This is a genomic window from Lactiplantibacillus sp. 7.2.4 (assembly GCF_018991185.1).
GTDB lineage: Bacteria > Bacillota > Bacilli > Lactobacillales > Lactobacillaceae > Lactiplantibacillus > Lactiplantibacillus pentosus.
Window position 1 is genome coordinate 1 of sequence record NZ_JAGYGS010000019.1, and the last position, 21527, is coordinate 21527.

Below are 21527 nucleotides of genomic sequence, written 5' to 3' on the forward strand. Positions count from 1 at the left end.
CCTCAAAAAAGCCCCCGCTCACCCGAGCGAGGGCTCCCTTAATTCACAAAGGGCTATTTTTCAGTACCTTGGCCGTCCCATTCGCGTTCGATGATCGCCTTTAATTCACTGATTAAAGGTTCGCGAGGGTTTGCGGTCGTGCATTGGTCTTCGTAGGCCAATTCAGCTAATTCGTCGACGGTGGCGTCAAAGTGCTTCTTTTCAACCCGGTTGGCTTTCAAGGATAAGGTGACATCCATTGAGTGAGCCAAGTCGATATAGGCTTTAACTAAGCTTTCCTTGAGTTCTTCGTCCGTCTTACCTGGTAACCCTAAGGCCCGGGCAATGTTGGCGTAGTCGGCTAAGGCAGTGTTGTGGTTGTACTTCGGCCACATTGCTAACTTGGTTGGAATCTCAGCATTGTAGCGCACAACTTGTGGGTAAGTGATGGCAATCGCTAACCCGTGTGGTAAGTTGAATTCCCCACCTAATTTATGCGCGATGGAGTGGTTAATTCCTAAGAAGGCGTTGGCAAAGGCCATCCCGGCTAAGGTTGACGCATTGTGCATCTTCTCACGGGCCTTCTTGTCGCCATCATAAGAAGCTTTCAAGTACTTGAAGGCTAATTGTAAGGCTTCAATTGACCAGCCACGCGTGTAGTCAGAGGCCATCGTTGAAACGTACGCTTCAGTAGCATGGGTGATGACATCCAGGCCAGTCCAAGCAGTCGTCCGCTTTGGCACCGTTTCAACAAATTGTGGGTCAACGATGGCAATGTCTGGTTGCATTGCGTAGTCGGTGATTGGGTACTTAACGTGCGTCTTGGAGTCCGTAATAACGGCGTATGGCGTCACTTCAGAACCCGTCCCAGAAGTCGTTGGAATCCCAATATAGGTGACCTTTTCAGATACGGGAACTTTGTAGGTCCGTTTCCGAATATCCAAGAACTTCTGCTTAGCACCTAAGAAGGAAGCTTCTGGATGTTCATAGAAGAGCCACATCCCTTTGGCCGCGTCCATTGCGGAACCACCACCAAGGGCGATGATCGTATCTGGCTTGAAGGCCTTCATCCGTGCGACCCCTTTGTAAACCGTATCCGTCGATGGGTTCGGTTCAACTTCAGAGAAGATATCGATGTCGACCGGATCTGTCCGCTTGTTCAAGACAGCCGTTACACGGTCAGCGTAGCCAAATTCCACCATCCCAGGGTCACAAACTAGGAAAACCTTTTTAATCCCAGCCATGTGTTCCAAGTAGCGAACGGAATTGCGTTCGAAGTAGACTTTGGGAGGCATTTTGACCCATTGCATGTTATTACGCCGTTTTGCCACAGTTTTGATATTAATCAGATCCATATCCGTAACGTTATGAGAAATCGAGTTGCCACCATATGACCCCGTGCCCAGTGTTAATGAAGGTTCCATATTGTTGTAGATGTTCCCTAAACCACCTACTGAGGATGGTGTATTCACTAAGATCCGGCAAGCTGGCATTTGAAGACCGAATTCTTTAACTAAATCATCATCGGTCGTATGAATCCCAGCAGTATGGCCTAAACCACCATAATGAAGTAATTCATCGGCCCGTTTGAACGCAGCTTCATGTGAATCAGCCTTGTAAACGGTCAAAACTGGTGATAATTTTTCGCCAGATAATGGGTATTTGACCCCGACACCGTTGATTTCGGCAATCAAGACGCGACAATCCTTGGCAACATCCTTTAATCCAGCCATCTGGGCGATTTCGTAAGCAGTCTTCCCAGCAACTGGTCCCCGAACGGTGTGCCGGTTAGGATCGATAACGGCATCACTCAAAGCTTGAACGTCCTTTGGTTTTACATAGTAGCAACCGAGACGAATAAATTCTGATTTAACTTCCGCATAAATTTCTTTATCAATAATGGCGCTATTTTCAGAGGCACAGATCATCCCGTTATCAAACGTCTTGGATAACACAATGTCGTTAACGGCTTGCTTGATGTCAGCCGTCTTTTCAACGTAGGTCGGGCCGTTACCAGGGCCAACACCTAAGGCTGGTTTACCTGATGAGTAGGCTGCGGTAACCATACTTGGACCACCAGTAGCTAAGATCGTCGCTACGTCGGTATGGTGCATCAACGCATCCGTCGCTTCAATACTTGGATGTTCGATGTATAAAACGGCATCGGCAGGACCACCGGCAGCTTTGATGGCTTCACGCATCACATCAGCGGCCGCGGAACTACACTTCTGGGCTTGTGGATGGAAACCAAAGACGATCGTGTTACGACCCTTTAAGGAGATTAAGGTCTTGAAGACTGTCGTTGAAGTTGGGTTCGTAACGGGTGTGACCCCAGCTACGATCCCGACTGGTTCAGCAATTTCCATTAGTTGTTCTTCATCGTCTTCTTTGATGACGCCAACGGTCTTGTCGTGGCGCATGCTGTTCCAAATATATTCACTGGCGTAGATGTTCTTGATGGCTTTATCTTCAACCACCCCACGGCCAGTTTCTTCAACGGCCAACTTGGCGAGTTTCATATGATTATCAAGTGCAGCGACTGCAACTTTTTCACATAGATCATCAATTTGTTCTTGTGTATACGATTTTAAAACGGCCAATGCTTTCTTTGAACGTTGAACTAACTGGTCTACTTCGTCGGTAACCTTGGTGGTTTGGTTCTTTTCTGTCTTAATCATGAAGTGCTTCCTCCATTTCAATTCCTTTGTGAATTAATTTACAAACTCCATTATAGCTATCCTTGCTCATAATGCAACAATAAATTATAAAATAATTGGTTTTTAGTATATAAACGATAGTGAAATTGCCTTTGTAACAGTGTTTATCACCAACAAAGTTTTTTCGATCGTTAAGTTCATTAATGAACAAGTCAAACTAAAAAAGAATCGTGGTCGCCGACGACTAACTTGTCGGACCACGATTCTTTTTAGTAATAACTGAGTAATCATGACATCAGTCGATGTCTCCTGTTGGACCGCTTTATCGGACCACAATCACGGAGATTGGGGCTTTTCGTGCTAACCGGGGCCCAATTGCGCCCGAAATCTTAGAGTGAGCAAATTCCGTATCCGCACCGGTGACTAATAAGTCAGGTTTGAAGTCTGGAATCACTTGGTCCAAGATCACATCATCCACGTCGCCACCTTCATAAACCAGTGGTTCGACCCGTTTGACGCCACGTTGTTCAGCAAGCTGAACATATTCAGCGACGACTTCTTCAACGTGCTTACGCTTGGCTTGGATCTTCGACGGGGTCAGTGAATCAAAAATATTAATATCTTCGCTTTCCAGCACCGAGCAAATCCCCAGCGGTGCGTCGTAATCGCGGGCCAATGTCGTTGCGTAACGGAAGGCCCGTTCAGATGAAGTATTGTCGTCCTCATCAACGGTAAGCAGAATTCGTCGATAAACGAGTGGTTCTTGCATTTTTGAGTTTTCCATAGTAATCTCCTCGTCTCATTGAGTTGAATTGATATTGACCACTGTCATTATACCAGTTTCACACCCCTAACGGACGATTTCTCACCAGCGGCACACTCGCCGGCAGCTTAAATCATCGCCGCGGCTCAACACACGCCTGCTACTCCCTGGTTGACCCGCGACATCTGCTTGAAAACTACCATCGACTGCCAAACCAAACGGTACGCGAACGTCAATGTACCAATCACACTAGTCGCCTGATGCCACCGTCACGCCAGTATGCGCCTATTCCGACTTCTTCGGTAATGCCTGCAGTGTCTGCTTAAGCCAGTCAACGTAGTACGTCTCACGGCCGATCGCGTGTTGCAAGATCAAATAATGACCATAGTGTTGCTTCGCAGTCGCTGGTTTTGGAAACACGCTCTCGAGTCGATGCTGCAGGTGAGTCAGCTTGGCTGTGTGCAAGGTCAGTTGTTCGGTAAGCATCTCGCGCAAACGCGGATCTTGATTCGTTTGAATGAAATAGAGTTTTAAAATAAATTCGTCCTTAGTGGCCGTCAAATCCGACGTGCCGATACTGATCCACTCATGGAGTAAATCGCGGCCAGTTGTCGTCACGTGGTAGAGCTTCTTTTCCAACTTTTCGCCACTGACGGTGATTTCATGGGTCACGTAGCCCTGCTCTTCTAAGCGTTTTAATTGCGGATAAATTTGACTATGTTGGGCTTGCCAGAATTCCCCGATCTCATCATCAAAGGCCTTCGTCAGGTCGTAACCCGTTAACGGTTGTTGATTTAACAACCCTAGAATAATAAATTGCAACTTATTTTTTTGCGCCATTGGATATTCCTCCTTGACGATTCTTTGATAACAGTATACACTAACCTTGTTGATTAAAACATGTAATAATTTACACGTTTTAAATGACATATATTTTTAAAAGAAGGTAATTTAAATGACGAAAGAATTTAAAACGCTAGATGACTTCCTCGGCACCCACTTTATTTACACTTACGACAACGGTTGGGAATATGAATGGTACGCGAAAAACGACCACACCGTTGACTACCGGATTCACGGTGGCATGGTCGCCGGTCGGTGGGTCAAGGATCAAGAAGCGAACATCGTCATGTTGACACCCGGCATTTACAAAGTTGCCTGGACAGAACCAACTGGTACCGATGTCGCCCTTGACTTCTTGCCTAACGAAAACAAATTAAACGGGACGATTTTCTTCCCTAAGTGGGTCCAAGACCATCCTGAAATCACGGTCACGTTCCAAAACGAACACATTGATTTAATGGAACAGTCTCGTGAAAAGTACGCGACTTATCCAAAACTAGTTGTTCCAGAATTTGCCCACATCACTTACATGGGTGATGCTGGTCAAAATAACGAAGACGTCATCAGCGAAGCCCCTTACTCTGGTTTACCGGATGAAATCCGTGCTGGTAAGTACTTTGACGAAAACTATCACCGCGTAAACAAATAATGTTTCACGTGAAACACTAAAGGTTGAAAGTACCAAAACAGACCGCACTCATTGGTATCATTGAGTTACGGTTACATAAATTAGTCGTTTTCACTTTTTAGGCCTTATCAAGTAGTTTTACCAGACTACTTGGTAAGGCTTTTATAAATTCATCAAAAATTGCGTCTAAAACGGCTGCTTCCATGGCGAATTTTTTACCTAGACCAGTAATAGTTTCTAATAACCAATTCAAGGCTTCAGCTACTTCGATGTCCGGCATTGGTCGGCCGTAGTCATAAAATAGATCGCCCAGTGTGCGTTCGTCTTTGTTTTCAAAGATGTCTATCCCATCAGAACTATTGCCAAATGGCCACACAACCCATCGTAGCTTTGGATTTGCGTTTGATCAAATTGAAGATATTGTTTTGCGACCTTAAAAAAGCATTCGATCTGCCAGCGCCGACCATACATTTGAATAATTTCATCAGGCTTTAAGCTTAATTTAGTCGTCGCTAAGACTAGGTATTGGTCTGATTGACCACGCTTAGTCACGTATACGAGCTTCATTGTCATAGCTTGCCCATCGACTTCAAAGGTTACGATTGGACTGTAAAGGTAAGTTGTTTTGGCTGCATTTTGTTGTATAGTAGACATGGACATGAAACTCCTCTGTATGTGTTTGTGTGATGCTTATATTATACAGATGTGGAGTCTTTCATGTCTATTTTTGTATAGAAAAACCCCGAACTGACGGGGCTTCTCTGTGTTTTTTTAACTTTCAACCTTTAGTTATATACAGGTGATTTCCAAGCAAATTCAGCAAGGAGTTGGGGTACTATCCACGCAAAGAAGGATAATATTAATATCCAAGCAACAGGTTTATTTTTTGATTTCATTTTATTCTCCTAAATTATTGGATTCTGTTGATGTAAGGTCCACAGTTGATTAGCTGAATTTGTTTCTGTTTGCAATGTTATTCGTTCATCAACAGCACCACCAACACTTGTTATAAATAAATTACTATCTGCCAATCGAATAGAGTACTTATCGTCGGTTTGTCGTTCAAAAATCCAGTGCTGATGTTGATCATTTCCAATCGGTCGCTGTTCCAGCAATGCACCAGCTTTTATTTCTCCAACTGGAGCAAATGATTTTTGTGTATATAGATCTTTTAATAAGTACTCATTATTTCCGATTCCAATCATTTGCCAAGTTGTGCATTCCCAATTCTTTGGTGTGTACTGAATAATTGGGACACAATCAGCTATTTCAGCATTTTGCGGTCGAATGACTAATCCTGACTGAACATTTTGTATCATATACGCATCTGGAGTTTGAATCTTTCTGTAATAATTTTTTATCAGTCGATGTCCAAACACAACAATTAAGCCAATGACGATTACCGCATCAATGATTAAGATAGTACCTGCATTCATAATTAAAACACTCTAGCTTTCTTCGTTATTGTCTGTTGACACTCGCATCATCCGTTTTGTAACTCTACTCATCAAACACTTCCAGATCAATGGATGATTACGCGCTATATACACATTCATCCGATCAGAGACACTTTTGTAGTAGCGCATTTTAGGTCTCAAAGCTGTTGCCGCCCTATAAAATACGCTTGCTAAATCTTCTGCCGTTGCACTTGCCTTATAGTTTTTGGACATATTAGCAACACCAGCCATCAAAGATGTATATACCGAGGTTGGGTGAGTATTTCGTTCAAAGCTTGCAAACATTTTGGAAATAAAATCAGTTTTGGTAGCTCCGGGACTTACAATAGTTGATTGAATTCCAAACGGTTGTACCTCTATATTTAATGTATCACTCCAAATTTGTAGAGCTGCTTTACTGGCAGCGTAGTAACCACCAGTTGGCATATATGACGTCCCAATACCTGATGATACATTAATAATCCGGCCACTTTTATTCGTACGCATTGAAGGTAATATTGCTTGTGTCATACGAATTGCGCCAAAGAAATTAGTCGAAAATTCGGTTTTGATTGCAGAAAGCGGCACTTCTTCTATTGGACCATACTCTCCATAACCAACTGCATTAATAAGTACATCAACATGATCAGTACGTTCCCAAATAAGATTCATGAAATTTTCTACCGATTCTTCACTTGTAACATCCAAATGAAGTGCTTGGATATTATTGATAGTCGGAATATTTTCACTGTGACGTGCTCCGCCAAAAACCAACCAACCTTTAGTGGCAAATAATTCCGCAGCAGCCTTGCCCATGCCACTAGAAGCACCTGTAATAACGACAACATTTTGTTTCAAAAAAATCCCTCCATTTTATAACTAACTAGTTAGTTTTTAATTGCCAAATAATAAAGGCTCAAACCTTTAGAGCCTTTAAAATTAAATCAATTGTCTGATCAATTAATGCCTGATCATTATTTGATGCAAGTTGACGTACCGTTCCTGGTAGTGACGCAAATGCTTCTAAAATTACCCGTGGTACATTGATAAATGCTGGATTAGCATCGATTCGAGCAAAAAGGTCAACTAGAGGTCCTTCTTTTTGATTGCCGCTTTCGATTGCAGAAGCGTCTAGCAGTTCTTGGTTAGTCCATAAAGCATTAATAAATTCACTTTCTTTTGGATATTTATGCCATTGTTGTACCGAATAATTCAATACTGCCCTTAATTGAGCTTCGACATCGTCTCCAGCATCTAATATAGATTCCTGAACGCCGGCGTGAAGTTCAGTTTTAACCTCTTCATAAATTCGACTTAACATATCAGTTTTATCTTTATATTTTAGATAAATAGTTGCGGGACTAACCCCAGCTAATTTTGCAACTTTAGCAGTTGTTAAATTAGTTAATCCCTCAGATTGACTAAGCTCGATTACAGCGTGTTTAATTGCTTTTGTTTTGTTTTCATCTTTTGTTCTCATGATTTTAATAATAACTGATTAGTTAGTTATAGTCAACCCTTATGCCATCTAATTGCAAAAATCTGCTCTTCTCATACTGTTGATTCATTTGTTTCGCAGTTTTTGGCATATATTATTGTCAGCAGTAGCACAATTTAGCCAGTTGTTTCTATTGAGATTGTTCAATGAGGTAATCAACACCGACAGTTTGTTCCTTAATCATGGCGTTCTGCTGTGCAGATAACTTGGCGTTCTTGATGTCCCGCATGGTTTCCAGCGTTCCTTGATAGCCATCAATATTGAATAATACTTTCAAGGTGGGCGCCACTTGCGTCCGAATCCACGCACGTTGGCGGTTAACGTTGGGTAGTTCTGGGGCTAAGGTCAATTGCACCGGTGCGCGGTTCTTACCACAGAATTGTGCCCAGCGCTTATTCAGCGGCCATTGATTACGGACTTTTCCAGCACGTTTATCGACAAAGCGTACGTATCGTTGAACAATCCCAAACACCGTATTTTCCAAGTTACGGTGGCTGAGGAAATCTTTGACCGCTAATATGGCGCGATCATTGAATAAGCGCACTTCAAACCGCGTTTTAATTGGGCGTTGCTCTGCATTTAGAGTGACGCCTTTTTGCGCTTGTTCAACTTCCTTGTTATAGATACAGAAATAGATATCACTTTTCTTAGAGCCTAGATACAGCGTATCACCAGTCGCTTCACTTTTATCATCTAGCAACTTACCGGAGGCTAGCGCTTCATATTTGCGCATGACTGAAATATATTCGTTGTTTTGGCATTTCTTAACTAGTTCAGGAATGGCGAGTAGGCCAACGTGATCGTTAATCGCAAAGTCGATCCGTTTGATAATGCCTTTTTCTTGTAAACAAGTGTAGAGAAAATCTTCCCAAACCATACCGTGCGCAACCAGCATACTTTCAAATTGCCGACAGCCGGAACCGTGCATTTCTAGTAAAGTCCCTAACTTTTGTGTTGGAGTAGACGTTAAAATAGTGATATCGCCTAATTGATATTGATCGGCATAGCCATAGCGTCCCCCAATCTTTATAGTTGATGAAATCTTTGTCGATTCAGCATAAATCTTCGATGATATGGTCAACTTTATTAGTGGGAAAGCGAACCCGTAAGTAGTCAACTTGCACCGTTAGTGGCGGTAGGTCACTCCAATCTTTCAGCGTCCGATCAATCTGTGCCTGTAGTCCACTACTTGGATGGGCGTGGGCGTTTTCCAAACGGGCGAAGTAATTAGTTGTAATCCCTAAGCGGCTAGCAACCGCTGTTTGCGTCAACTGTAGTTCGTGACGCCGTGCTTTAATTTGTTCATTCCAAGTCATCGTCATTACAATACCTGCTTTCTATTCAAAATTACTGTCTAACCCCAACAAATGAATTTTGATTGGGTTGAACTACATAGCCACTAAACCGCGCTATATCGCTATTTGTACCGTGTTCTAAGGATAGTTAAATGTTATTTTGTACCCCCCTAGTTAGATACTGGGGGTTAAAGCGGCCGGCTTACGCCGACCGCCCGCTGCCCGCGCGTCGCGGCAACGGTCAAGCTTGATGGGAAGCTACACCAATTTATATGGATTACAGTTTACTGGCTGATACTTGATCGTATTCTTAATTTGTTTGATTGATTTTTGCGACAGAAAAAGACGATTAATTCGGAATGAATTAGTCGCCTAGAATGGTTTGATTTTAAATTTTGAGATGCACAGTTGGTGCACACTTCGGGGTCAATTTAGTATTTTTTAGTTTTTTATAATGGCTTCAAAGCCTGATATATCAGCAATGTTGCTAGAACATAATAGTTTAATCGGTTTCACGTGAAACATTGTCGAGAACAATTGGGCACAGTAGCGATAACGGGACTAAAATTGCCCGTAGCATCAGCCTTGCGACCCTAAGCACCAATTTTGCTGGTTAGGACCACCTGAGTTCTGCAGTCGACCTGCTTAGCAGTTATCCCGCTTGTTTCACACCTATAACGTCAACACCCCAAAAAAGCCGTTCAAGGATTGTTTCACAACAACCCTTGAACGGCTTTTGACCTAGGCCAGTAATTCCACTTATCCTTCGTCTGTCACATCTAGTGCGACCTGTCCCAGTCCACAATCAAAGTCGGCCTGCCAGTGCCCCGTGGTTAAATGTGGCGGTAAGACGAACGTTCCTGATGAGACGCGTTGGCCGGCAGTAAGTGTCTTGCCCTGCTCAGCTAACTTGCTGACTAACCACTGCAATGACTTAAGGGGATTCCCCAATACTTCACTCGCTTGACCAGTCTTGACCGTCTCACCATCATGGACGAGGGTACATTTCGGCGTTGCGACCGCGTCAACGGAAGCGAACCGCTTGTCGGTATCTTCTTCCGTCCCGTAGACCACTAACCCACCAACGGCTGCATCAGCTACCACTAGGTTCTTTGGTAAGTCTGGGAACCAGTCACTAAACCGAGAATCCGGTAATTCTAGGCCAGGTGCCACCGTGGTTTTATGCCATAAATCAGTTAATGAATCAGTGGCACTCAAATCTTCCTTGGCCTTAAAGACAAGTTCGACTTCAACGAGTGGATCCATCAATTGACCCCGTCGAACTGTGGTAGGTGCTGCAAGGAAATGATCCGCGACTTGCGCACCATAGAGTGGTGTATGCGCATCAAACATCTTCTGGGTTTCGGCGCTGGTTAATGAGACTTTGTAGCCGCCAACGGGTTGCTGTTTTAACGCCGTCAGTTCAACTTGAACGCGGTATGCGGCGTCCTCATCGGTGACACTGGTTGCATAATCCGCCATCGTTAAGGCGTGTTGGGTTTGATAGGCATCAAATAATTGTTGTGCGACTTGCGTTTCTGTTTCTGTTGTTGTGGTTGTCATAGGCGTAACCTCCGTTATGTGTTTGATCATTGACTAATGCTTATGTGTCTCTACTATGTGTTGCGTTTGCAAAATCGACTGACTATGTGTTGAAATCGTTCCTAAATCGTTTCGTTTGTGATGACTTCATTTGTTAATTATGTGTCGCATGACTGCGATTGATTGATCTATGTGTTACAAGAACCTGCGAGAACGCGGTGCTAAATGCCGCTGTTAGCTTCTCGTCTTATCTGAGGAGCTGCTGCTCCCGCGCGACTAATTGCCGTTGCCCACACTGATTGGCAATTAGCCACCAGAATGTCCGATTCCATACTCCTCACCACCTTTAAATAATAAAAGACGCCCTTTAACTAACTCCAACGAGTTAATTAAAGGACGTCCAGAACGGGTTACCACCTTTATTCGCGACTACTTCACAATAGTCACCTTAGTACGTACAGCTAATGCGATACGCCGGTACATTAATGGGTACCATCCAACGCCTTCTCCAAATAATTTCGGGGCGCGACTCCAAGGTGATCTATGTTAAGTGGTATTGACTGCCTTGCACCAATCTACAGCTCGCTAACTAACCGGCTTAACACCGTTCCTTATCACGGTCTTTAATCTAAATTTAATTAATGATTAGAGTTTAGCGCCGTAAAATCAGAATGTCAACCCTGAAATTAAAAATAAATTAGATTTCACATCAGACTAACATTCAACCACCCGCCGTCACAGGCTGCTAGCACCAGCTAGTCATTGCCCAAATCGACCAACGCAATATATTGCTCCGTATGCGTGTCCCGTAGCGTGTAGTTTGGCGGTAACGCGTCCGCGTCTGCCTTGACGATTTGAAAGCCGACCTTGGCATAAAATCGCAGCGCATTTTCGTTAGCCATGACGCATTTCAACGTCAGTGGTTCCGTGGCGTACTGGCGCATTTCGGTCAACAAACGCTCGCCAACTTTGAGATGGCGAAAATCCGGTGCGACGAACAATAAATGAATGAAGTTAGCCAGTCGGTACAATGAGCAGAAGCCAGCGCGCTGGCCATCGACCCACGCCACCAAGACAAATTCGCCGCGACTGTCATAGTCAAAATCCTGTAACTTAGGATCTGTGACCCACGGAAACTCTTGCTGGCGGTCGACTAAGTAAATTTCAGCTAACGCCGCCCGGTCAGCATCTGTCGCCGGTTTGATCTCAATTCGTTTCCTCATCTTGTGCCTCCCCCATTTGATTATTTTCATTATGACGTTAGTCGCTAGCAATTACAACCGTTTACTTAGCCAACAATGCTAGCTTTCCCCCACCAATAAGCGGTATAATGTTAGGCAATACTTTCACCAAATGAAAGCGGGGAAAAAATGAAAACCGCAATTGTTACGGATAGTGCCAGTTACCTATCAGCGGCCGACGTTGAAAAGTATGATATTCACGTCGTTCCAATCACTGTTATTTTTGGCCAACAGACTTATTTAGAAAACGTCGAAATCACTTCCAAAGAATTTTACGAACGCATGCGAACGGCACCAGAACTGCCAACGACCACCCAGATCACACTGGGACAAATGCAAACGATGTATGACCAACTCGCAGCAGCGGGCTACGACGCCGTCATCAGTATTCATTTATCATCTGGTATCACTAGCTTCATCACCAATCTCGAGAGTTATCTCCCGAACGTGACGAACATCAAAGTCTATCCCTTCGACTCCCTGATTACCGCCGCCGGTGAAGCCGACATGGTGCTCTTAGCTGCCAAACTCGTGGCTGCGGGTTACACACCCGAACAAGTCATCGAACAGCTTAAGAAAATTCGTGAAACGACGGACGTTTACTTCGTCGTCGATAACTTAAGCCATCTGGTTCGCACGGGGCGCCTCTCGAATGCTTCCGGGCTCGTCGGCAATTTATTGCGCATCAAACCCGTCTTGACGTTCCAAGATGGCAAAATCGTCGCCATCCAGAAAGAGCGGACGATGCGTCGTGCTTACACCGCCATTAAGGCCAAGTTAGCCGCAGCCATTGACGCTGCCGACTACCCACTGCGCGTGACGATTGAAAATGGGAATAATCCGAAGCTGCAAGCCGAATGGACGGCTGACTTAAAGGCCAGCTTCCCAGACCTCACGATCGACGAAGGTGAAATCGGTCCGGTCGTCTGTGTCCACGTTGGTGAAGGCGTCATGGGCCTCATCTGGGCACGTGATTGGGAAAAATGGCCGCTGGATAATTAAACGGTATGCCGTCTAATTCGCGTTCGCTGTCACCAAGCTTGAACGCGGCGGACTAGCACGTCCAGCGGAACCAGCAATGCCGTCAAAAATCGGACGGCTTGAAAATGTAGCCGCGCCAGTTGCCCGGCTCACGCCTGGTTTACAGCACTCATCCGGAGCTGTACTGGTCTTTTCAGCCAGCTCCAGCAATCAACTAAATCAATTAAGTATGACAAAACGGCGCTTCAAGAATTTGATTTCTTGAAGCGTCGTTTTTAGCGTCTAGTCTCTGGTCATAAACGATCAGTCAAACGGTTAATCGCTAGTCGACCCAGCCATGCGCGGTGATCTAAAATCACCATGCCACCTGGCCGCATTCGGCTAGCGATTCCGCCTTACTTCCGCTTTTTACCCTTTTTCTTTTTCTTCTTTTTACCCGTCTTTTTCGGTGCTGGATCTTGCGCTTTAGCCTGAGCTTTGGCTAACAACTTATGTGCCTTTTTGACCAACTTGGCGCGTTGCGTCTGATCTAGCTGCTCCCACAGGGTGACTAACTCGGGGTCTACGGCGGGCGTAGGTGTCACCGCGACTGGAATTGGCGCCGCTTCTGGCGTCGGTTGCGTGGCCACATCGCTCGTCCCCAACAACCAGTCTGGCGACACGTTGAGAACACCCGCTAACGTCACGACCTTATCATGTTTCGCGACATACTTGTTGCTCAACCACTGACTGATTGAAGAGCGCCCGATTCCCGTTTGTTTGGACAACTGGGCTGACGTCAGGTTTGCTTGTTGCATGGCTTGTTTTAATCGGTCTGCAAAAATTCCCATAATTTCGTCCTCCTAGTGCAACGGGTCCCATGCCGGCAGCCGTTGCGCGCGTTCGTTGACTAACACTTGAAATTCTGGTGCTAAGAACTGTTTGTGGACCACCACTTCATAGACGTAGGCGTCAAACCAATCTTGGCTCATCACGAAGTAGCCCTGTTTACCGACCTTTTCGCCCCAACTATTCTCGACTTTCCACTTGGTTGGCGTATCTGCCACCAAATCAACACCGGTGAGCGTCATCGCATGACTGACCTCACCGTCGCCAGTCAATAGCCGTTGGGCCTTGGTCAAATGGTCGTTGACCCCGAATAACTGCCCCGTTTCAAACAAGTGGGCATCCAGATACCCGGTCTGGCGATCCATCTGCCGCAAGACATCGTTGCCGAACCAGACCGTCTCGCCGGCCTTCAATTGCTGTACCGCAACATCCGTCAGGACCCCCATATCGACGTTCAAGAATTCGATTGGTTTGCCACCGATGACGTTATCTTCGTCAGGCAGGCTGTATAAGCGATTGAACGGCTTATCAGGCGAGTTCGTCACGACAACGTAATCATCCAGGTCAGTGTCAAAATAATCTTGATAGAATTGTTGCGGCGTCAGATCCGTCAGCCGATGATACTGCTGATCATCGTCGCGATACGTCAAGTCAAAGCTAGTCAGCGGTTCACCGAAAGAATACGCCGTCATCCGGTAGACGGCCTGTAACATCGACTTTTCGAGTGATTGCAGCTCTGCCTCATTAGCGCCGTCCATGACCAACTGCCGTAATTTCAAGCCGTCTTTGCGTAATTGCCGCGATAGCACGGCTTGAAAAGCAGCGGTATTTTCAGTGTTGAACGTTTCCGGCATCGCGCTCGTTGGTACGACGCCGTACTTCTGAACTAAGCTCGCAGCCATCGCCCACTGGCCACCATCTTCACCAGGATTATCGAACAAGAATTGGACTAAGCGGTCGCTAATTGGTTGCCGCGCCGTTTGTTCAACGTTGCGATAAAACGTGTTGGCCCGTTCGATCTTATCCCAGAAAAATAAATAACTTTGTGACAATTCGAAATCCTTCACGTGATACTTCGTCGCGAATTTGTGTCGCAGGGTATTCAGTAACGAGAACTCCCAGCAGCGACCACTACTCTTTTGATTACTAACCTTGCCTGTCGGAACTTCGATCGAAAACGTCCGGTCCAAGCGACTTGCCGCCTGATTATCAAAACTTGCGGCTTTGATGCCATTTTTGGTGATGGCGCGCGTTAGTACCGGCGCCATCCGATCATCTGCGTGCGTTGTCCGTAATGCGGCAAGCGCGGCGGGTGTTAATTCAGTTGCCATATTTACCAGCCTCCATTGTAGCCCTGTTACCAGTTTAGCCTTCATTCTAGGCCTATTAGATAGCGATTTCAATTTAGATGCAAGTTTTTGTTTACTTTTCTGAATTTTATTAGTTATTTTATACAGGCACCATTTTTTAAATTAGTAATAATCACCAATAAGCGCGTTCTGCTCGTGGTTATTACGCATGCCTGCCAATAAAAAAGGCGCTGCCCACCGTGAGCAACACCTGTTGATAATTAATAGCTGATTGAATTGACGTTGTGGCGCTTCGTACTACTGGAGTCCCAAAATGGCACCTTGACCACGCCGAGCACTTTGCTAGCGGGAACGAAGCCCCAGTAGCGACTGTCGTTGGAGACCGAGCGATGATCACCGAGCACAAAGTACGTGTTTTTCGGGACCTTGGTCGTCTTTAACCGCCAACTATAGCGCGTCGACAAGGTATTCAAGGTCCAGTTGGTCGTGCCCTGTGTCCGCTCATATTGACTAATGAACTGTTGCGGGACTAGCTTACCGTTCACATATAGCTTGCCGTTCTGAGACTTGACAGTATCGCCAGGCATCCCGACCACTCGTTTGACATACTTGACCGATTTCGACCGCGCATCTGGATCGACATGGTACGCATTAAACACGATCACGCTCAAATGCCGAATCTTGGCAGTCTTGACCACGGCGACCCGTTCATTATTGTCCAGATTAGGTTCCATTGATGGGCCGTCCACCCGCACCATCGTAAATATATAATGGCGAATCACCATGGCGACCAGTAAGCCGACCACGATCGGTAACACCCAACTCATAATGCTTTTAACAGTTTTCATCCAACGTTCTCCCTTACCCCACGCTTAACCTTCAATTATTATAGTCCAATCGACACGGCTTGTCTGGAATCGATGACCCCTTTAAAAAGATTTTATAAGTTCACTAATGACGGCCGTCAATTAATTCCGATGTGTGGAAGTCGTTTGGCTGCAAACCAGCAGACCGGACGATCATCTTGCTACGGCTGAAAACATGGTTTGGCAATCACCACACCACGGGCTTTAACGTCAATTTCAGGTTTGCATCCGTAACCCCCGTAGCCCCGTTCAAACGAGAAATTAGCAGGCCCTTCCAATTCTAGTGCTTCGTCCGACAAACAGCCCTTTAGGCGAACGACAAAAAAGCCGTTCCAAGAATCACGCGGCACCCACGCACCAGTCATAATTCTTGAAACGACTTATTTTAGTTTTACATTAATTCTTGGTCTTTCGCACTAACTTTTGATTTTCGCACTGATTCCTAGCGCAAGCACCACTGATTCAACACGACCCAGAATTCAGGTCACCAGCGCTTATCAGCTTAAGCTTAGTCCTTAACCTTCGCAATCCGGCCCTGTTGAATGTAAACACTCAAGATTGCAATATCAGCGGGGTTAACACCGCTGATTCGCGACGCTTGCGCAATCGTGGTCGGTTGAATCTTCTTCAGCTTTTGATGGGCTTCAGTCGCGAGACCGTCAATGGCGTCATAGTCGATCCGGTCCGGAATCTTCTTAGCTTCCATCTTCTTCAAACGTTCAACCCGTTCTTCGGCCTTTTCGATGTAGCCTGCGTACTTGATTTGAATTTCAACTTGTTCAATGATGTGGCGTTCCAATGGTTCTGGCGCCGCTGGGATGAATTTCATCAAATCAGCGTACCGCACTTCTGGCCGCTTTAAGAAATCAGCAGCGAGAACCCCATCTTTCAGCTCACCAGAATTGTGAGCCCGTAAGAAGGCATTGACGTCATCGTTAGGTTTGATACGGATTTTGCCCAAACGGTCAAGTTCGTCCTTGATTGCTTGCCGCTTGGCCTCAAAAGCCGCATACCGGTCGTCGTCAATCAAGCCTAATTCATGACCCTTGTCCGTCAATCGTAAGTCCGCGTTATCGTGACGCAAGATCAACCGATATTCGGCCCGACTCGTTAACAGCCGGTAAGGTTCGTTGGTCCCCTTCGTTACCAGATCATCAATCATGACCCCGATGTAGGCATCGCTACGCTTCAAGGTGAATTGACCCCGGTCGAGTGCCCGCAAACCGGCGTTGATACCGGCCATCAAGCCTTGACCAGCGGCTTCTTCATAACCAGACGTCCCGTTCGTTTGACCAGCGGTATACAAGTTCTTGATGAGCTTCGTCTCCAGCGTGGCCTTTAATTGATAAGGGGCGACGACATCGTATTCGATCGCATAGCCCGGCCGCATCATTTCAGCATCTTCCAACCCCTTGATGGAGTGCAAGATTCGTTGTTGAATTTCTTCTGGCATCGACGTTGACAACCCTTGAACGTACCATTCGTCCGTATTCCGGCCTTCTGGTTCCAAGAAGAGTTGGTGGCGCTTCTTATCCGCGAACCGCACGATCTTGTCTTCGATCGATGGGCAGTAGCGGGGACCGACACCTTCAATGACACCCGTAAACATCGGTGCCCGGTCTAAGTTTTCCCGAATGATCTTGTGCGTCGTCTCGTTGGTATACGTTAACCAGCAAGATAACTGGTGCTTTAAATCAAGGTAGTCTTCATCCTTCGTTTCAAAACTAAAGTGATGGGGTTCTGGATCACCGGGTTGTTCTTCGGTGACACTGTAATCGATCGTATTGCCATCGACCCGTGGTGGCGTCCCGGTCTTAAACCGTTCCAGCTTGAAGCCTAAGCGTTCCAAGTCACCGGATAGCTTCATTGCCGGTTGTGAGTTGTTTGGACCAGATGAATACATTAATTCACCAATGATGATCTTCCCACGCGCAGCCGTTCCAGTCGTCAACACGACACTCTTGGCGCGATAATGGGCCCCCGTGTTCGTGATGACCCCTTTGCAGACGCCATCTTCGACGATCAAGCCATCAACGATACCTTGGCGTAACGTCAGGTTAGGTTCACGTTCGATCGTATGCTTCATTTCTGAGTGGTATGCATGCTTATCAGCTTGGGCCCGCAATGCACGGACAGCGGGACCCTTACCCGTATTGAGCATCCGCATCTGAACATAAGTCTTATCGATGTTGCGGCCCATCTCGCCGCCTAACGCATCGATTTCACGAACAACGATTCCCTTCGCCGGGCCACCGACGGACGGGTTACATGGCATGAATGCCACCATATCCAGGTTAATGGTCATTAAAAGTGTCCGGTTTCCCATCCGGGCAGCGGCTAGTGCAGCTTCTGAACCGGCATGACCAGCACCAACGACGATCACATCATAGTCGCGGCCCTGATACTGCTTTACTTCTGTCATTACAATTTCCTCCTACCACTACTTACCCAGACAGAACTGGCTAAATAGCTGGTCTAATAATTCATCTTCATAGCTGTCCCCGGTAATTTGACCGAGAAATTCCCAGCAACGGGTCATGTCGATTTGGACCAAGTCCACTGGCATGCCAGCGGCCAAGCCCGTCTGAACGTCTTGTAGCGCCTGTTTGGCTTGGTTAAGCAAACCAATGTGGCGGGCGTTCGTGACCATAACACTGTTTTGATTACTTTCAATGCCTTCACTGAAGAACATCTTGGCGATTCGTTGTTCCAATTGCGTCACGCCGCTCTGTTCGAGGACGGACATGCTCAACACGTCTTTGGGGTCCACGAATTTTGCAAGTTCAGCTTGGTCCAGCTGGGCGGGCAGATCCGTCTTGTTTAAGATCACGATCCGCTTCGACTGCGCTGTTTCTTGTAACAATTCTTGGTCCTCAGTGGTCAACGGCCGACTGCTGTCTAGGACTAATAGCACTAAATCGGCAGCGCCAATTGCTTTACGACTGCGTTCGACCCCAATTTTTTCGACTTTATCTTCGGTGTCGCGAATTCCGGCCGTATCGACCAGTTTGAGCGGCACCCCGCGAACATTGACGTATTCTTCGATAACATCACGAGTCGTCCCGGCAACATCCGTCACGATTGCCTTATCTTCGTGTAACAGATGATTGAGCAGACTTGATTTTCCGACGTTTGGCCGGCCAATAATGGCGGTCGCTAGTCCTTCACGTAGGACTTTCCCTTGCTTCGCCGTCGCCAACAATTGGTCGATGCTCTGCGCAACTTCAGTGGCCTTTTCCTTCAGCATCTTGGTCGTCATCGTCTCGACCGCGTCGTATTCTGGATAATCGATATTAACTTCGACTTGAGCTAAAACGTCCAAAATATCCTGGCGTAAATGCCGGATCAGCTTCGACAAATCACCATCTAATTGGTTTAGGGCGACCTTCATGGATTTATCCGTCTTAGCGCGAATCAGATCCATAACGGCTTCCGCTTGTGACAAGTCCAACCGTCCATTTAAGAAGGCCCGTTTGGTAAATTCACCGGGTTCCGCCATCCGCGCACCGTGACTCAAAATCAGTTGTAAGATTTCGTTGGTCGCAACCAGGCCCCCGTGACAGTTGATTTCGACCACGTCTTCACGGGTATAGGTCTTAGGTGCCCGCATCACAGACGCCATCACTTCATCGACTTCTTGATGGGTGTCCGGGTCAACAATGTGCCCATAGTTGATCGTATGAGATTTGACCTGACTCAGGTCCTTGCCCTTGAAAATCTGGGTGACCACGTTAAACGTCTGGTCCCCGCTAATCCGAATAATTGAAATACCACCTTCACCAGGCGGCGTTGAAATTGCCGCGATCGTATCAAATTCTGTGGTCGTTGGCATACCATCATGTCCTTTCTTGTCAGCGTTTCATCGCCTAATACCATACCAAATTTACTTACAATTAGTTAATAATATGTCCTAAAATGCAGAAAAAAAGCGCCTAGTCCACGCCACCTTAAAGCGTGGATAAAGCACTTTGACTACTTTATCTAAAAGATAAGAATGATTAACACCTACTATAATAGCTCACCCGGAGTTTGTCAAACGCCTGTTTGCGTTCACCGTTATGAACTATTTCCGAATCGCAACAACCACGGCGCGGTGCGGCTCCCGTCCCTCTGAAAAAGTTGTGACGTGATGGTTATTGGCCAATTCAGCGTGGATCAATTTGCGTTCAAACGACGGCATCGGGTCTAGGAAGACTTGCTTGCCAGTCGCAATTACTTCCCGCGCCGTACTTTCAGCTAAACGCTTCAAGGTCGCCACGCGCCGATCGCGATAATCATCGACATCCAAGACGACGTTGACGTGGGAAGCGCCGTGGTGATTCATATAGACTTGCGCGAGATCTTGCAACGCATTGATGGTGCGCCCATGCTTCCCAATCAGCAAGCCCTGTTTGGCGGTGTTGAAGTTCAACGTCGCGTACCGGTTGCCAAAATCAACATCGAGGTCCGCGGCAATGCCCAGTTGCTTGACGACTTCCAATAAGTAGGCACTCAAATCCCGAATCGCCGTTTCGTTAGCAGCTTGGCGGGCGGCAATTTCTGCCGGCGTCCGTGGCGTTGGGGTGGTTGCTGCTGCGTCATGCGCTGCTTTCGCTTTAGCCGGTTTGGCCTTGGGCGCTGCCGATTTAGCCGCCTTGCCATTGGTTTGGTGGTCGGCGTCCTGCGTATTCACCGCTTTAGTGGCTGCCACTTTAGTCGTCGTTTTGGTTTCAACGCCAGCTTGAGGCTTGCCAGCAGCACTCACTTTAGTTTCAACGTCCTGCACTTCAGTAGGCTGAGCGTTGGCTGAATGCCGTGTTGCGTCTGCCGGGGCAACCGTCTCATCCGCTAACCCAGCATCACCAGGAACGACGGGACCCGTGCTGACATCCGGGGTCACAATGGACTTAGCTGGCGACGTTTCAGCGGATGCGGGTGCTGATGACGTTGCTGGACGCTGAAGCGCCGCCGACTGGTCAGTCGTTTCAGCGGTCTGTGGCTGTTTAGCTGCAGTCGTGGTTTCCGCTGCTGTGGAGGCCGGCACCGCCGTTATTTTAACTTGAGCCGGCTGTTTTCCCAGCCCTAAAAAGCCCTTCTTCGCTTCAGCAATGACTTCAACAGTCACCTGATCGCGTGTTCGGTGCAGTTGTTTTAAACCGGCCGCAATTGCGGCCGCGACGGTATTACCTTCAAATACTGTCATGACTTAAATCCTCCTCGTTAACAATCCTGTTCTCATTATAGCATTACCATTCCCCTTGCGAACAGCTGACTAGCAACACTTAATGAACCCTTACAACGATTCGGCGGGCGTAACGACCTGCATTTGTCGTGCAGCCGTGGTCCACATTCACCGAACTGCACCGTTATCTACGGCGACCGTGCTAGAACTAGGCGCTAGTTGGAATCCTACTAAACTAGCACCTGGGCAACAGAAATCGACGCCTAGCCTCCCAACATCGACAATGCACTCGTTTTTGTCCGTTTCAGATTCATGGGCATTAGCCATTCAGCGGTCCAATTCATCTCCAACGAAAAACCGATTTTCTAGCTGTACTGCCCTAGAAAATCGGTTCGTCATTAACCTAAGTATTCAGTTGATTAGTCATCATTTCGTACCGATAAGTTTATCGACTTCAAAATAAACTGCCGTATTCAAAATAGTTTTTGTTCAGACTACT

At 46.6% G+C, this 21527-nt stretch carries 20 protein-coding genes and 1 pseudogene; 2 read left to right on the top strand and 19 right to left on the bottom strand.

All coding sequences use genetic code 11. The annotated features are described in order from the left end of the window. Window positions 1-53: 53 nt before the first annotated feature. The 3 genes from adhE to KGF70_RS07900 all read right to left on the bottom strand — a co-directional run bounded on the left by adhE (window position 54) and on the right by KGF70_RS07900 (window position 4239). Complete coding sequence (gene adhE, locus KGF70_RS07890; RefSeq protein WP_216768329.1) at window positions 54-2657, bottom strand: bifunctional acetaldehyde-CoA/alcohol dehydrogenase; 2604 nt, start codon at window positions 2655-2657, stop codon at window positions 54-56. Between the two features lie 301 nt (window positions 2658-2958). Then, a complete protein-coding gene (locus KGF70_RS07895; protein WP_050338074.1) occupies window positions 2959-3420 on the bottom strand; it encodes a universal stress protein in 462 nt (153 codons plus the stop codon). A 264-nt stretch (window positions 3421-3684) separates the two neighbouring features. Next, window positions 3685-4239, bottom strand: coding sequence for a PadR family transcriptional regulator (locus KGF70_RS07900; RefSeq protein ID WP_216768328.1), 555 nt, complete (start codon window positions 4237-4239; stop codon window positions 3685-3687). A 115-nt stretch (window positions 4240-4354) separates the two neighbouring features. Here KGF70_RS07900 and KGF70_RS07905 point away from each other — a divergent pair, with 115 nt between their 5' ends. Further along, a complete protein-coding gene (locus KGF70_RS07905; RefSeq protein WP_050338072.1) occupies window positions 4355-4891 on the top strand; it encodes a phenolic acid decarboxylase in 537 nt (178 codons plus the stop codon). Window positions 4892-4988: 97 nt separating this feature from the next. Here KGF70_RS07905 and KGF70_RS07910 read toward each other — a convergent pair whose 3' ends face one another. From KGF70_RS07910 to KGF70_RS07950, 10 genes and pseudogenes are all read right to left on the bottom strand, one after another. Next, window positions 4989-5246: a hypothetical protein gene (locus KGF70_RS07910; RefSeq protein WP_120769432.1), complete on the bottom strand. Its 258-nt coding sequence runs from the start codon at window positions 5244-5246 to the stop codon at window positions 4989-4991. Further along, window positions 5213-5524 carry a transposase gene (locus KGF70_RS07915; protein ID WP_162937054.1) on the bottom strand — a complete coding sequence of 104 codons (312 nt, stop codon included), beginning with the start codon at window positions 5522-5524 and terminating at the stop codon, window positions 5213-5215. The genes KGF70_RS07910 and KGF70_RS07915 overlap by 34 nt, the downstream gene beginning before the upstream one ends. A gap of 251 nt (window positions 5525-5775) precedes the next feature. Beyond that, window positions 5776-6306 carry an RICIN domain-containing protein gene (locus tag KGF70_RS07920; RefSeq protein ID WP_120769434.1) on the bottom strand — a complete coding sequence of 177 codons (531 nt, stop codon included), beginning with the start codon at window positions 6304-6306 and terminating at the stop codon, window positions 5776-5778. A 12-nt stretch (window positions 6307-6318) separates the two neighbouring features. Beyond that, window positions 6319-7164 (bottom strand): SDR family oxidoreductase, encoded by an 846-nt coding sequence (locus KGF70_RS07925; RefSeq protein ID WP_105960698.1) that lies wholly within the window; start codon window positions 7162-7164, stop codon window positions 6319-6321. Between the two features lie 58 nt (window positions 7165-7222). Continuing rightward, window positions 7223-7786, bottom strand: a complete 564-nt coding sequence (locus KGF70_RS07930; RefSeq protein WP_105960699.1) for a TetR/AcrR family transcriptional regulator — start codon at window positions 7784-7786, stop codon at window positions 7223-7225. Window positions 7787-7934: 148 nt separating this feature from the next. After that, window positions 7935-8681, bottom strand: a complete 747-nt coding sequence (locus KGF70_RS07935; RefSeq protein WP_253954783.1) for a replication initiation factor domain-containing protein — start codon at window positions 8679-8681, stop codon at window positions 7935-7937. 39 nt (window positions 8682-8720) lie between these two features. Further along, window positions 8721-8921 (bottom strand): annotated as a pseudogene (locus KGF70_RS17760) (hypothetical protein); the annotation flags it as partial. Further along, a complete protein-coding gene (locus KGF70_RS07940) occupies window positions 8857-9126 on the bottom strand; it encodes a helix-turn-helix domain-containing protein (RefSeq protein WP_216768326.1) in 270 nt (89 codons plus the stop codon). The pseudogene KGF70_RS17760 and the gene KGF70_RS07940, both read right to left, overlap by 65 nt. Window positions 9127-9858: 732 nt before the next feature. After that, window positions 9859-10662 carry a 2-keto-4-pentenoate hydratase gene (locus KGF70_RS07945; RefSeq protein WP_216768325.1) on the bottom strand — a complete coding sequence of 268 codons (804 nt, stop codon included), beginning with the start codon at window positions 10660-10662 and terminating at the stop codon, window positions 9859-9861. Between the two features lie 734 nt (window positions 10663-11396). Further along, entirely contained in the window at window positions 11397-11864 is a 468-nt protein-coding gene (locus KGF70_RS07950; RefSeq protein WP_216768324.1) for a GNAT family N-acetyltransferase, read from the bottom strand. A 147-nt stretch (window positions 11865-12011) separates the two neighbouring features. Between KGF70_RS07950 and KGF70_RS07955 the strand changes: the two genes are divergently transcribed. After that, window positions 12012-12884 (top strand): DegV family protein, encoded by an 873-nt coding sequence (locus KGF70_RS07955; RefSeq protein ID WP_216768323.1) that lies wholly within the window; start codon window positions 12012-12014, stop codon window positions 12882-12884. Between the two features lie 374 nt (window positions 12885-13258). On the opposite strand, the gene KGF70_RS07960 is transcribed toward KGF70_RS07955, so the two are convergent. From KGF70_RS07960 to jag, 6 genes are all read right to left on the bottom strand, one after another. Then, window positions 13259-13693, bottom strand: coding sequence for a helix-turn-helix domain-containing protein (locus KGF70_RS07960; RefSeq protein WP_216768322.1), 435 nt, complete (start codon window positions 13691-13693; stop codon window positions 13259-13261). Between the two features lie 12 nt (window positions 13694-13705). Next, window positions 13706-15022, bottom strand: a complete 1317-nt coding sequence (locus tag KGF70_RS07965) for a C1 family peptidase (protein WP_216768321.1) — start codon at window positions 15020-15022, stop codon at window positions 13706-13708. Between the two features lie 239 nt (window positions 15023-15261). Continuing rightward, window positions 15262-15849 (bottom strand): signal peptidase I, encoded by a 588-nt coding sequence (gene lepB, locus KGF70_RS07970; RefSeq protein ID WP_003640217.1) that lies wholly within the window; start codon window positions 15847-15849, stop codon window positions 15262-15264. A gap of 526 nt (window positions 15850-16375) precedes the next feature. Continuing rightward, a complete protein-coding gene (mnmG, locus tag KGF70_RS07975) occupies window positions 16376-18289 on the bottom strand; it encodes a tRNA uridine-5-carboxymethylaminomethyl(34) synthesis enzyme MnmG (RefSeq protein ID WP_216768320.1) in 1914 nt (637 codons plus the stop codon). A gap of 18 nt (window positions 18290-18307) precedes the next feature. Continuing rightward, window positions 18308-19699, bottom strand: coding sequence for a tRNA uridine-5-carboxymethylaminomethyl(34) synthesis GTPase MnmE (gene mnmE, locus KGF70_RS07980; RefSeq protein ID WP_003640219.1), 1392 nt, complete (start codon window positions 19697-19699; stop codon window positions 18308-18310). Window positions 19700-19930: 231 nt separating this feature from the next. Then, window positions 19931-21049, bottom strand: a complete 1119-nt coding sequence (gene jag, locus KGF70_RS07985) for an RNA-binding cell elongation regulator Jag/EloR (RefSeq protein WP_216768319.1) — start codon at window positions 21047-21049, stop codon at window positions 19931-19933. Window positions 21050-21527: the final 478 nt, after the last annotated feature.

What these genes read in the sequence shown, in the direction of transcription:
- mnmE (WP_003640219.1), bottom strand. Translation starts at nt 19,699, where the DNA reads ATGCCAACGACCACAGAATTTGATACGATCGCGGCAATTTCAACGCCG.
- KGF70_RS07905 (WP_050338072.1), top strand. Translation starts at nt 4,355, where the DNA reads ATGACGAAAGAATTTAAAACGCTAGATGACTTCCTCGGCACCCACTTT.
- KGF70_RS07930 (WP_105960699.1), bottom strand. Translation starts at nt 7,786, where the DNA reads ATGAGAACAAAAGATGAAAACAAAACAAAAGCAATTAAACACGCTGTA.
- lepB (WP_003640217.1), bottom strand. Translation starts at nt 15,849, where the DNA reads ATGAAAACTGTTAAAAGCATTATGAGTTGGGTGTTACCGATCGTGGTC.
- KGF70_RS07950 (WP_216768324.1), bottom strand. Translation starts at nt 11,864, where the DNA reads ATGAGGAAACGAATTGAGATCAAACCGGCGACAGATGCTGACCGGGCG.
- KGF70_RS07940 (WP_216768326.1), bottom strand. Translation starts at nt 9,126, where the DNA reads ATGACGATGACTTGGAATGAACAAATTAAAGCACGGCGTCACGAACTA.
- KGF70_RS07935 (WP_253954783.1), bottom strand. Translation starts at nt 8,681, where the DNA reads ATGGTTTGGGAAGATTTTCTCTACACTTGTTTACAAGAAAAAGGCATT.
- mnmG (WP_216768320.1), bottom strand. Translation starts at nt 18,289, where the DNA reads ATGACAGAAGTAAAGCAGTATCAGGGCCGCGACTATGATGTGATCGTC.
- KGF70_RS07960 (WP_216768322.1), bottom strand. Translation starts at nt 13,693, where the DNA reads ATGGGAATTTTTGCAGACCGATTAAAACAAGCCATGCAACAAGCAAAC.
- KGF70_RS07955 (WP_216768323.1), top strand. Translation starts at nt 12,012, where the DNA reads ATGAAAACCGCAATTGTTACGGATAGTGCCAGTTACCTATCAGCGGCC.
- KGF70_RS07900 (WP_216768328.1), bottom strand. Translation starts at nt 4,239, where the DNA reads ATGGCGCAAAAAAATAAGTTGCAATTTATTATTCTAGGGTTGTTAAAT.
- adhE (WP_216768329.1), bottom strand. Translation starts at nt 2,657, where the DNA reads ATGATTAAGACAGAAAAGAACCAAACCACCAAGGTTACCGACGAAGTA.
- jag (WP_216768319.1), bottom strand. Translation starts at nt 21,049, where the DNA reads ATGACAGTATTTGAAGGTAATACCGTCGCGGCCGCAATTGCGGCCGGT.
- KGF70_RS07945 (WP_216768325.1), bottom strand. Translation starts at nt 10,662, where the DNA reads ATGACAACCACAACAACAGAAACAGAAACGCAAGTCGCACAACAATTA.
- KGF70_RS07915 (WP_162937054.1), bottom strand. Translation starts at nt 5,524, where the DNA reads ATGTCTACTATACAACAAAATGCAGCCAAAACAACTTACCTTTACAGT.
- KGF70_RS07895 (WP_050338074.1), bottom strand. Translation starts at nt 3,420, where the DNA reads ATGGAAAACTCAAAAATGCAAGAACCACTCGTTTATCGACGAATTCTG.
- KGF70_RS07920 (WP_120769434.1), bottom strand. Translation starts at nt 6,306, where the DNA reads ATGAATGCAGGTACTATCTTAATCATTGATGCGGTAATCGTCATTGGC.
- KGF70_RS07965 (WP_216768321.1), bottom strand. Translation starts at nt 15,022, where the DNA reads ATGGCAACTGAATTAACACCCGCCGCGCTTGCCGCATTACGGACAACG.